This window comes from Marinomonas gallaica, assembly GCF_049821165.1.
GTDB classification, from domain to species: domain Bacteria; phylum Pseudomonadota; class Gammaproteobacteria; order Pseudomonadales; family Marinomonadaceae; genus Marinomonas; species Marinomonas gallaica.
The window spans coordinates 2,231,941-2,243,451 of sequence record NZ_CP187511.1; the positions used below are offsets into that span (position 1 = coordinate 2,231,941).

At 44.3% G+C, this 11,511-nt stretch carries 10 protein-coding genes and 4 tRNA genes; 10 read left to right on the forward strand and 4 right to left on the reverse strand.

Going from position 1 to position 11,511, the window contains the following annotated elements; translation table 11 throughout:
• Position 1: 1 nt before the first annotated feature.
• A complete protein-coding gene (locus ACPUEK_RS10505) occupies positions 2–1,015 on the forward strand; it encodes a phosphotransferase enzyme family protein (protein ID WP_425640687.1) in 1,014 nt (337 codons plus the stop codon).
• 57 nt (positions 1,016–1,072) lie between these two features.
• Here the strand turns inward: ACPUEK_RS10505 and ACPUEK_RS10510 are convergent, their stop codons facing one another.
• Positions 1,073–1,930 carry a Vmh family MBL fold metallo-hydrolase gene (locus ACPUEK_RS10510; RefSeq protein ID WP_425640688.1) on the reverse strand — a complete coding sequence of 286 codons (858 nt, stop codon included), beginning with the start codon at positions 1,928–1,930 and terminating at the stop codon, positions 1,073–1,075.
• A gap of 122 nt (positions 1,931–2,052) precedes the next feature.
• Here ACPUEK_RS10510 and ACPUEK_RS10515 point away from each other — a divergent pair, with 122 nt between their 5' ends.
• Positions 2,053–2,961, forward strand: a complete 909-nt coding sequence (locus ACPUEK_RS10515) for a LysR family transcriptional regulator (protein WP_425640689.1) — start codon at positions 2,053–2,055, stop codon at positions 2,959–2,961.
• A gap of 106 nt (positions 2,962–3,067) precedes the next feature.
• Here the strand turns inward: ACPUEK_RS10515 and ACPUEK_RS10520 are convergent, their stop codons facing one another.
• Positions 3,068–5,242, reverse strand: coding sequence for a TonB-dependent receptor (locus tag ACPUEK_RS10520; RefSeq protein ID WP_425640690.1), 2,175 nt, complete (start codon positions 5,240–5,242; stop codon positions 3,068–3,070).
• Between the two features lie 331 nt (positions 5,243–5,573).
• On the opposite strand from ACPUEK_RS10520, the gene ACPUEK_RS10525 reads away from it, so the two are divergent.
• The 5 genes from ACPUEK_RS10525 to ACPUEK_RS10545 all read left to right on the forward strand — a co-directional run bounded on the left by ACPUEK_RS10525 (position 5,574) and on the right by ACPUEK_RS10545 (position 6,988).
• Positions 5,574–5,650 (forward strand) — tRNA-Asp (locus ACPUEK_RS10525).
• 57 nt (positions 5,651–5,707) lie between these two features.
• Positions 5,708–5,783, forward strand: a tRNA-Val gene (locus tag ACPUEK_RS10530).
• Positions 5,784–5,817: 34 nt separating this feature from the next.
• A tRNA-Asp gene (locus ACPUEK_RS10535) sits at positions 5,818–5,894 on the forward strand.
• Between the two features lie 57 nt (positions 5,895–5,951).
• Positions 5,952–6,027: transfer RNA gene (locus ACPUEK_RS10540), tRNA-Val, on the forward strand.
• Positions 6,028–6,613: 586 nt separating this feature from the next.
• On the forward strand, positions 6,614–6,988 hold the full coding sequence (locus ACPUEK_RS10545; protein ID WP_425640691.1) for a gp16 family protein: 375 nt from the start codon (positions 6,614–6,616) through the stop codon (positions 6,986–6,988).
• Here the strand turns inward: ACPUEK_RS10545 and ACPUEK_RS10550 are convergent.
• Together ACPUEK_RS10550 and ACPUEK_RS10555 are read right to left on the reverse strand one after the other, a co-directional pair.
• Positions 6,969–8,261 carry a hypothetical protein gene (locus ACPUEK_RS10550; protein WP_425640692.1) on the reverse strand — a complete coding sequence of 431 codons (1,293 nt, stop codon included), beginning with the start codon at positions 8,259–8,261 and terminating at the stop codon, positions 6,969–6,971. The genes ACPUEK_RS10545 and ACPUEK_RS10550 overlap by 20 nt on opposite strands.
• A 19-nt stretch (positions 8,262–8,280) precedes the next feature.
• Positions 8,281–9,417 (reverse strand): nucleoid-associated protein, encoded by a 1,137-nt coding sequence (locus tag ACPUEK_RS10555; RefSeq protein WP_425640693.1) that lies wholly within the window; start codon positions 9,415–9,417, stop codon positions 8,281–8,283.
• An 89-nt stretch (positions 9,418–9,506) separates the two neighbouring features.
• Between ACPUEK_RS10555 and ACPUEK_RS10560 the strand changes: the two genes are divergently transcribed.
• The 3 genes from ACPUEK_RS10560 (at position 9,507) to ACPUEK_RS10570 (ending at position 11,497) form a co-directional block, all read left to right on the forward strand.
• A complete protein-coding gene (locus tag ACPUEK_RS10560) occupies positions 9,507–9,842 on the forward strand; it encodes a hypothetical protein (protein WP_425640694.1) in 336 nt (111 codons plus the stop codon).
• A gap of 153 nt (positions 9,843–9,995) precedes the next feature.
• Positions 9,996–10,529, forward strand: a complete 534-nt coding sequence (locus ACPUEK_RS10565; protein WP_425640695.1) for a sigma-70 family RNA polymerase sigma factor — start codon at positions 9,996–9,998, stop codon at positions 10,527–10,529.
• On the forward strand, positions 10,526–11,497 hold the full coding sequence (locus ACPUEK_RS10570; RefSeq protein WP_425640696.1) for a FecR domain-containing protein: 972 nt from the start codon (positions 10,526–10,528) through the stop codon (positions 11,495–11,497). Before ACPUEK_RS10565 ends, ACPUEK_RS10570 begins: the two co-directional genes overlap by 4 nt.
• The last annotated feature ends 14 nt before the right edge of the window (positions 11,498–11,511 follow it).

Genomic DNA, 11,511 nt, shown 5'->3' on the forward strand with positions numbered 1-11,511 from the left:
GATGATTGATCCACGTTTAGCACAACTAACGGCGGCGGCCGAGACATCAATGTCGCAGTGGGACTTAGAAGGTTCCACACTGGATTTAATTAAGTTCCGTGAAAATGCCGTTTACAAATTGACAAGTCCAGACGGAGAGCATTTTGTATTACGCATTCACCGCCCAGGCTACCATGACTTTGCAGCATTGTTGTCTGAGTTACAGTGGATGAGTGCGCTGTCTGATTTTGGCATAGAAACGCCGACTGTTATCGAGACAAAAGCAGGCGAGTTGATGACCAAAGTAATCATCCCAGAAACCGGTGAAGACGTTTATGTAGACCTATTCGGTTGGGTCAACGGCACTTCCTTGGGGGCGGATGAAGGTGTTGTTGTGACGGCGGAAGAAAACCGCTCTATGTACTACACAATTGGTGAAATCGCGGCTCAGTTACACAATCAGTCTTCCAGCTGGACATTACCAGAAGGTTTTAAACGTCATGCTTGGGATTTAGAGGGGTTGGTTGGTGAACAGCCTTTTTGGGGACGTTTTTGGGAGCTTGAACTGTTGACACCTGAACAACAAGTTTTGTTAGTTGAAGCGCGAGCCAAAGCCGCTGAGATCCTGCAGAGCGTACCTAAAAACTCAGACAATTACAGTTTGATCCATGCCGACTTTGACCCGCATAACATTATGATTGAAGGCGATAAAATTCGACCGATTGATTTCGATGATGCGGGTTTTGGTTGGCATATGTTTGAGATCGCAACGGCGCTGTACTTTATGCAGACTGAGCCACATTACGATCTGATCAAAGAGGCCATCATTGAAGGCTATCGATCTAAGCGTGATTTGTCTGATGATCAACTAGAGCTACTAGATTTATTTTTAGCGTTGCGCGGATTTACTTATTTAGGTTGGATTCGTAGCCGACAAGAAACCGAGACCGCTAAAGAATTATCTGGCGATCTTATTGAGCGAGCGGTTCGTCAATCACATCGTTTATTAAAGTGGGCTAAACACTACCAAAATTAAGCCATAAAACAGCTATAGGGCCGCTGCTCTATCGCTTCTTCATGGATTAGATATGGTTTACCAAGCCATTTCGCCAGTGTTAACTTTTGCACTTAATGCTAAATCGTCAAGGCCAGGCAGTTCTGGATACTCTGTGGTTAGTGCGTTTATAACGGCCTCAGAGGTATCGTTTTGCTGCAATGCTTTCTCGAACGACTTTAGGTAGTTCAATGTAAAGTCGATAGCTTGTTCGCCTTTTGGCATATCACCGAGGTAATGACCTGGTACAACGGTTTTTGGCTGGAGCTGCTTCATGTTTTCAAGCGATGCTTGCCATTGCGCGCGTGCTTCTTTGGTTTGTGTATCGGCGGTCCAAACATGCATGCCAGACGACACAGAAACACCGCCAAAAACGGTCTTCTTTGATGGAATCCAAGCGTAGGCCTGATGTGTGCCAAGTTCTTTCAACTCAATTGTTTGGCCTTCCAGAGTCAGTGAATTCTCATTCATGACCGTTGGTGTGAAGATTTTGGATGGCGAATTGTCCCTTAGAATCGGGCCCCAATAATCAAGTTTAGCGTCTTTCGTATCATTGATGTGCTCAACAACGCTTTCACTTGCGATCAGTTCTACATCTGGGAACTGCGCCAAGATGGGCTCTAGACCGAAGTAGAAATCTGGATCTCCGCCGCTGATGTAAATCGCACGAAGGTGTTTGTTGGACGCTTTGATCAGTTTCACCAGTTCTTGGCCGTCGCTGACGCTGAATTGCGCGTCAAACAAAATGGCATCTTTCTCACCGGTTACTAATACCGATGTAACTGGGAAGATGGCGTCAGGGCCAGCGTTGTAAGTCGTCAGTTGCAAATCTGCAGCGTGTGCCGTGCCTGCGATGATCGCGGCACTTAGTAAAGATAGGGTTGATAGCTTAGTCATAGTGATGTTCTCCAAACAGTTGGGTTAAAGGCTTACTGAGTATGGAGTGAGTATATTGGATTGTTTTTCGATGAAATACTGGCTAATCTGGCTTTCTCTGTTTCAGTTTTCGAGCGAATAGAATGATGGACCGACTCACCGCACTCAATGTATTTGTCACCATTGTCGAGCATGGCAGCCTCAGTGCGGCGGCGAGCCATTTAGACATGTCGCGTGCAAAGGTATCGCGTTATCTGAGTGAATTGGAAACGTGGATGGACGCACGCTTGTTGCATCGTACTACAAGAAACCTCAGCCTTACTGGAGTGGGTGAAGAAACGTTTAATGCAGCCCTTGGTGTGTTAAACATGGCGCAAAGTTTAGAAGGCATTAAACAAAAGAATGCGTTGGACTTAGAAGGAAAGCTTCGAGTCACATCAAGCTACACGTTGGTCGACAGTTTGTTGATCGATGTTGTGAATGATTTTGTGAAGCAGTGGCCGAAAACGTCCATTGATATCTTATCGACCAGTGAACCGCTAAACCTAATTGAATCCCGTATTGATTTAGCGATTCGAATTACCAATGATTTAGCGCCGAATGTCGTCGCAAAGCGGTTGGGGGAGTGTCGTTCTGTGATTTGTGCCTCGCCGGAATATTTAGCCGTTCACGGTACGCCGAAAGATGTCCAAGCGTTAGCGCAGCATAACTGTCTTTCATACAATTATTTTGGACGCAGCGCATGGGAATTTGATGGCCCTAACGGTCCTGAATCTGTCTCGATCAAGGGGAACATCAGTGCTAACGTATCTGAGGTATTGCTGTCTGCTACGTTACGTGGTGGTGGCATCAGTCTGCAGCCGTTTCCAACGGTTAAACGTTATGTAGATACTGGCGCATTGATTCCGCTACTCAGTGAGTGGAAGGTGGAGGCTTTGGGGGTCTACGCGGTTTATGCAACGCGTAAACAAATAACGCCGCTTCAACGGGCGTTTATGGATTTTCTATCTGAGCGAGTGGGGCGGTCATTGAACTGGCAGCCAGAATCTTAGTGCTGGAGTCACGCTATGCGTTGGTTGGAGAATAACCTATCCAAAGAAACACACAGTAACAAGAGAAAGCGCCTTGTCCGCTAGAGAGACAAGGCGCTGTTTTTAATCAGTCAAATTTATAGCTGACGCGAGCAAGGACGCTGCGCGGTGTGCCCGGCATAGAGCTAGAACGCCAGTATTCTTTGTCTAATAGGTTTGTGATGGCCAATGAGGTGCGCCAAGCGCCAATATTGTAGCCAACCGCCGCATCGACGCGATTGAAACCCTCTAGTTTATTGGTGTTATCTGAGTTGGTCCATGTATCGCCAACGTGCGTCACACCGATTTCCGTGTAAGAGCTTTCAGTCGGTAAGTACCTTAAGAACAGGTTGCCTGTATGACGAGGTACGCCAGATAACGTTTTGCCTTCATTTTCAGGGCTCGTTTTGTCTTCTTTTACAGTCGCTTTGTTGTATCCATAGCCACCACGCACATACATATCCTCAGCAATACGACCGATAAAGCTCAGCTCAATCCCTTGCGATTCTTGCTCACCTTGGATCGCCCAGCGGTAAGGGTCGTTGTCTGGATCAGGGCGGTAACGGATGTTGCTTTTTTCGATATCGAAAACCGACAGTTGTGTCATCAGACGTTGGTTTAACCAGTCACTTTTAACACCCACTTCATATTGTTCGTTGTACTGTGGATCGGCGTTGAAGAAATCTAGATCTTGACTGGAGCGGACACTGTTCACGCTAACGCGGCCGCCAAACGGTGCAAAGCTTCGGCTGTATGACGCATACACCGCGTGCTGAGATGCGGGGCGCCATACGATACCAATGTTTGGGCTGAAGGTGGTATCGTCGATACTACGTTCATAGTCTTCATCGTTAGCGTCGAGCAATTTATTCTGTGCAGTGCTTTCATACTTATCAAAGCGTGCGCCGATCATGACATCCAGATTAGACGTTAAGCTGATCAGGTCTTGAGCAAAAAGGCCGACATTCACCGAGTCATAGTAATTGTGGGTATTTATAAGTAGGTCACCTGTGCCGCGGGTACTTTGTTTTTCTCCTGTCAGAGGGTTAACGTAGCCATAAATGCTGGAGCCATCTTGGTTAGTATTCGCAAGCTTGGGTTCGCGCTCTTCAAGCGACATGTCGAGTCCGACGACCATGCGGTGACGTAATGTGCCGGTCATAAAGTCACCAAGTAAGCTGACATTATTACTTAGCGTGTTATTGCCCGTTTCCTGCCAGTAATAAACCTGACTGATGTCGCCAACATGGCCGCTACAGCTACCGCCGCGACGAACACTGGTGTCTTCTGACTCACAGTAAGTTCCCGAGTAAAAATGATCAAAGTTTTGATACGCTTCACGGTAACTGGCTGCCCACTTAACTTGCCACATGTCGTTTACATCGTAAGTTAAGTCAGACCGGAAGACTTGCAGCTCATCTTCTACAAAGTCCCCATCTTGGGCAAAACTTTGAGTCAATGGGGTGCCTGCTGGCAAAACATCGTAAGAAGGGCCACGATCCGGGATACGGTCTAGCTTGTCGTACGTATACTGGGCTGTCCACTTTAGATCTTGGCCATTATCGTACGTCACGCTGGGTGACAACATGTCTATGTCAGTCTCAATGCCGTCTCGAAAACTGCCGCTTTCACCGTGCTCGCCCGTTAAGCGAACGGCCCAATTATCAGACACGATTTCATTTACATCGACCGTAACGCCACGATTAGCATCGGATCCAATGTAAGCGCCAATGGAACTGGTCGACTCAAAGTTAGCGTATTTGGAGACCATGTTAATCACACCGCCACCGCCACTGCGGCCATACAATACCGAAGCAGGCCCTTTAAGGACTTCAATTCGCTCAACGTTGGACGTACTACGACGTACTTGGCCACTTTCACGAACACCGTCACGATAGATATCACCATTGTTGGCATCGAAACCACGCAGCATAATGCCATCGCCACGCATATCGTAAGACGTCGAAATCCCCGGCGTCCCTTGCAGCATAACGCTTAGGTCATTGGAGCCATACAATTTGTATTTTTGGACATCAATGGTGTCTATGGTTTGTGGGATTTCATTTTTGTCCAAGCCGTTACGTGTGACATTAGCTTGTTTATAGTCAATATAGCTTCGAGACGGATCTTCTTCTTCCATGCCTTCGATGACAAGCGTAGGCAGCACACCGGGTGCTGCTTCTTCGGCATGGGCTGCATGCATCAAGGTAATGTTGGCCGAGCTAATAGCAAGAATAAGAAGAGGGTATTTCTTTTTGAACATAGTGTAACCGCGTCTAAGAAAGAGTTTGTAAAGAAAGTGAACGCATTCTATGCAAATGAAATATCAAAGACAAATGATAATTGATATTATTTGGGTGGTTTTGTCACGTTATTTAATGATGAGCCAGTGCAGTGACGAATCAATGATATACACCGTCTAGGGGAAGGGGCTGTAAGATACTTTGGGCTACTACTTGAACGTATAAAAGTTGTTCGCTTTTTAACCTACTGTTACGTATGACATTATTTTTAAATTAGGTATTGCTTTCACAAAAACTTCACCTATAATACGCTCCATCTTCTGGCGCAGACCAAGTGCTTCGCCAAAGTTAGGAGTGGTAGTTCAGTTGGTTAGAATACCTGCCTGTCACGCAGGGGGTCGCGGGTTCGAGTCCCGTCCATTCCGCCACTTACTTTCTTTAGCTTTAAAGAACAGTAAGCTGGCAAGCGTTACCATCATTGCGATGGGTGTGTAGCTCAGTTGGGAGAGCGTCGCCCTTACAAGGCGAATGTCGGGAGTTCGAACCTCTCCACACCCACCACTTATAGAACAGTGGCTAAACAATCTATGACAACGGAGTGGTAGTTCAGTTGGTTAGAATACCTGCCTGTCACGCAGGGGGTCGCGGGTTCGAGTCCCGTCCATTCCGCCACTTACTTTCTTTAGCTTTAAAGAACAGTAAGTTGGCAAGCGTTACCATCATTGCGATGGGTGTGTAGCTCAGTTGGGAGAGCGTCGCCCTTACAAGGCGAATGTCGGGAGTTCGAACCTCTCCACACCCACCATGATTATTCCTTTCTAATATCTTCATACAAATCTATCTGAAAAAAGTGTACCAAAGCCATAACCGGTTTTAAAAATTCCTATATGCTTTAACTGTGGCCGATTTATGCCATATCAGCTGAATTACATTTTTTATTGCCTCGTTTCGAATGTATTTCTCGTGTGATTTTGCAGTTTTTATTAACAAGTCACAGATCCGCTAGTTTTCCTCTTCGAATACAATTGTTTTACCTTATTTGTTTCCTCCGCCTTTCAGCTAATTTTAAGCTTTAATTACTTTGTATTCTCGCCAGATCTTGTGTGCTTGGATTTGGCCTGCGTCTGTTTTAATCGATGTTCCTAGTAGTGCTGAGGTTGGTCTGCATGTCATGTACTGTCGGGTGGGGCTGTCGAGATTGATGTTTTTCAGCCACCAAGTTCCCAATATGCGAGCCAACGAACAGGGTGGTCAAATCACCCTGAATGAACCTGTCACCGCTCCCATGCTAATCAACGACTGCACCTAGGGCGTGGGCTACAACTTACTAGTGCCTGTATTACATAGTCAATCGACTAGCCACCATCCACATTGGCAAAAAAAACCTAGGTATGGATGACGAATCCTACCGTCTGTTACTCAACGATATGTTTGGCAAACGCAGCGCCAAGGATCTCACCGAAGCAGAGCGGGGCGAGCTGTTAGAGCGCTTTAAACAACTGGGCTTTGTGCCAAAGAAACCGCAAAACAAAGCCACCAACAAAACGCTACCGTGGGGTAACCGTCCTAACCCAAACGCGAACCGTGAGCCACCAATGGGTAAGATCGAAGCCTTACTGGTGGATAATAACTTGCCGTGGGCCTACGCGGATGGCATTGCTAAACAGATGTTTAAGGTCGAGAAAGTGGACTGGTTGGAGAGGGGACAGCTACGCAAGGTGGTAGCTGCACTGGCCGTTCATAGCTCTAATACAACGGCTCAATAAAATACTGAAACACTCTTTTTGTAACTATCTCATTCTCAAGAGATAACAAAATAATATAAGTTAACAAGGGGGCAAAGGCTAAATATGAATAGTAAGTCAGCCACTTTTTTGTACGATCAATATTTTTATCTAATCGAAGTAGAACCTTGTCTAATTCGGAGCTTGATATGCTTAAAACCTGAACATGTTTGTTTTTCAATGAGCTAAGAACCAGATCTTTTGATTCATCAATTGAGGTTAGCTTGTGTAATTGAGCTTGAATAATTAGAAGAACCATAACAGTGGCTATTACTATACCAATTAGAAAAATTGCTACTGATGAAGTTTCAGTTACTCTATCTGTCTTATTGAGCAGTGCTAAAGCTCCCATTGAAGCAGGTATTGCTAGGACTTTTGTACTACAGTCGTTTGATACTTCTACTATTTTAGATACGAGTGTTAGCTCCGTCTCAGCTAGCTCTTTTTTCAGCTTATCAAACCTAAACTCATTAGCGTAAGAGCTGTAGTTCTCATCATATAGCACCTTAAAATCTCCCCAGTTCATGAACAGCTTCTCAAACTGACTTTGGGGGGATATTGTACTTGAAAGGAACTCATTCAAAGTGCTGTAAAAAATTAATTTCTTATCTTTCCCTTTAAGCGAATCTTCGGACTCAATATCTTGTAGCTCTTTTAGCAAATTGAAAGAACTAGGGGGGGATGCAAGGAGATCTGAAGTTAGCCTAATGGTTAAAATGTTTGTCTTACCACCTTCTGAGATATAGATATAGTTTGGGTCTTTATCATTTGTGGTGTGTTGAGATTGCTTCGATAATGCAATTGAAAAATTAGTAGCTTGCTCCAATCTCTTGTAGAAATCTGATTCGCTTTCCTCGCGACTAGTTTTTAAGTAGTTTATCTCTTTGATATACAATGATTTAGGGATGCTATTAGTTGAAATGAAGTCTAATGATAGTAGTTCATTGACATCATGAAAATAACCGCCAGTTCCATTCCCCCCAGCCGTAGACAAGCTTATTGTTACAAACTCAGCCTTTTCAAGGGGCTTCCTCCATGAAGTATCGTGGTCTCCATTGTCAAATAGGTTATAGTCTTCCTTTTGTCCCCCATAGTGCGCTATAACCTCGCTGAATCGTAAGTTCAACTCACTTTCAACAAGCAATAGCCGTTCGTAAGCGTCTAGAAAGTCTTCGTTAACTCTAACTCTTCCTGTTACAGATGAATTTGATTTTTTTTCTAAACTATTAAGTAGGTTTTGTAATGGAAACTTCATATGTATAGAACCAGCCATTTTAATTGGTAGGTTTACCATTTAGGCTTAGTAAGGGCGTAGGGTCATTTTCTTGTTCCATTTCTTTTATAGTGTCTTCAATCTTGTCTAAAAGTGATTTGGATGGTCTATTGAAAATTAGTTTTCCATCTTTTATAACTATAGCCCCATGTGGGTCTCTTGATAACATATCCTTTTTTATGAGCAGATCTACATCTTCATCTGAATATGAAATATAAAAATATTTTCTTATAGTAGCCTTATCTACTCTGAACTCAGGTGGAACTTGATAAGCTTCGCTATTTAAGAATGCAGTGAACTCTTCAGATAATTCGTCATGTTTCTCCGAACAAGTAGCAGGGAAAAATTGTCTTGCTAGAGATTCGATGTGAGATAGGCTTGCATTGGACCCTGATTTTTGACACATATTTAAGTAGGCCTCAAGCTTTTTAACTACATCATCTTTTTTTGTTTTGAGCTCATCACTATCAAAAAAATGTTTAGTCGCTATGATCGTATTTTTTGTCGATTTTGCGGAAGAGTTACCTTTTTTACAGTTCAGAGCTTTTACAAAATAGCCAGCAGCTTGAAGTTGACTAGATGGTGAAATAAAGCTTAAGTATGTCATCTGACTTTGCTCATCGACAGGTGCGACTAGAAAACTAAAGAAGCTTGTCAGATTGATCCGGAATGCCTGATGTAATTTGGATAGGTCTATGTACTCTAAATCATCAACGGTTAATGACTGAGTAATAGTTGTGGCAGTTTTTTTCTTCACCATTGCAATCATAAAGAAATGATCGCTGCCGACAGTGTACTCCATGAATACGATAAATCCCCCTGAAGCAAGTTGCTCCTCTTTTGCTTCAGCTTCAAGTTTCTTCATTATTGCCTTTGTAAAGCTTAAAAAGGCAGCGTCATTCAAGAACGTTTGCATTCCTGCTAAGGTTTCCCCGACAGAATTATTCAGTGATAAGTCTTGAAACACACCATATTGTGTTGTGCTCTTTTTTTTACCGTAAGCTGAGTATAAGCCTTTGCTAAATGTCATTACTTTAGGGTTTTTGAGATCTAAAAGGGCTTGAGAGTAGTCTGATGGTTGCAGATCTTTGTGTTGTTCTTTCTTTAACTCATGAATGATAATGCGTGTTGGTTGCATTTTACGGTCCCTGTTAATTGTTTGATATTGCTAAACTACCATACCGTTAGAATTTTGGTCTAACGCTTTCCCGTGCTAGCGTTCAATCCATGAACACATTTGAACCTTGGCACACACTTCTACCAGAATCCGTCCAGCAGCTTATCCAAGTCATTGGCTGGGCGGATACGGTACGTCTTATCCAGCACTTTGGTGGCATCACGCTTCCTATGCCTATGGGCGCGACCTGCATCGGTCTTGCGGCATTGGACGCTTTATCCGAATTGATGGGCGAGGACACCACCAAAAAACTAGCCGATTTCTACGGAGGCGCACCCCTGTATGTACCGCGCTGTGATCTGGCCATGCGCCGCGCCCGTGACAAAGCCATTAACGACAAAAATGATGCTACACCTTTTCTGGAATCTGGTATTTACCTAACTTAATGCGATTGGCCCTTTCTTATATTTCTTCGTAGATCATGATGAAGAGGTAAACTTTTGATTCTTATATTTAAAACAATTCTCATTTGTATTAGCATTATTTGAAATATTTGATATCACGGATGTGTCATATCTTTCGAATGGAAGTTTATATAAATGGTAAAGGCTTGTTTGACCATGCAAAGTGCTTTTTCTCGTCATTTTTCTGATTTTTATTGTCAGCATCATTCTTGGTTGCAGCGCTTTATGTCACGTAATTTGTCTTGTCAGCACACGGCAGAGGACCTGACTCAAGATAGCTTTATTCGTTTAATCAGACGCCAAGAAAACTTAGAGCAGATAGAATCGCCAAGGGCATACTTAACCACTATTGCCAAAAGCTTATTGGTAAATCATTGGCGTCGACAAGATATTGAGCGCAGTTATTTATTGCTTTTACAGGAGCAGCCTGAGGCCGAATCCCCCTCCGCACAAGCCCACTATGAGGTTGTTGAAAGGCTGTACCATTTAGATCAAATGTTACAGAGCTTGTCAGCCAATGCCCGCCAAGCTTTTTTAATGTCACGGCTGCAAGGTGTCCGCTATCAAGATATTGCCACCGAGCTTGGGGTATCTGAAAGAATGATTAAAAAGTACATTGCACAGGCGATGTTGAAATGTCTTCAAGCCCAGCAGGCTGATTTAATATGAGTGATCCGTCCGCTAATCTGCGTGAGCAAGCACTAGAAGAGGCCGCGTTGTGGTTTGCGTCGTTGCAAGATGATCAGGTATCCGAGCAAGAACGACAAGCTTGGCAGAAATGGTTGGCAGAGTCGGTATGGCATCGAGAAGCATGGGCGAAAGTAGAGCAAATTGATCGTGAGTTTCACCAGTTGCCCGCCCAGCGTAGTTTTCAAGCACTGCAAAGTGCAGGCCGCAGCCGAAGGCAGTTTCTATATGGTTTGGCTGGGGCCGCCGTTGCTCTGCCTTTTGCTTGGCATCAGCGCGACATACTTCAAGCAGCGTGGACGCCTGGCACTCTTCATCAAACTGCCGTTGGTGAGCGTCGTCAATTAGCGCTCGCTGATGGCAGTCAGTTATGGCTTAACACCAATACGTTGATCACTGTGGATAAGCGAGCGGCGCGGCGTCAGTTGTTTTTATTACATGGTGAGCTCTATTTACAATCGGCACCCGAAACACAAGCGTTACGTATTAATACAGATTATGGCTCAGTCGACATGATGAATACAGAGCTCAATATTCGTTTGGGCAATAACAGTGCTCATCTTGCGGTTACAACGGGTGAGGCTAGAGTCCAGTTGGCACAAGATATAACACTAGTGACGGTTGCCAAAAAGGAGTCATTAGCGTTTAACCAAACGCGATCAGTGCTAACTGAAGGTATTTCTGCGAACGATGAGGCTTGGCGTAAAGGTTATTTGGTCGCCGAAAATATGCGCTTAGAAGACTTTTTGAAGGCGCTAGGGCGTTATCACTCACAGGGTTGGCTGAAGTGCTCGGACGCCGTCGCTAATCTACGTTTAATCGGCCATTACCCGATCGCAGATACGCGTAAAGTGCTGGATACTTTGGCGCAGAGCTTACCTGTGAAAGTGCGTCATATTACCCCTTGGTTTACTCTAATAGAAGATAATAGAAATATTTCTCATTCTTAGTTCCCTTTTTTTGT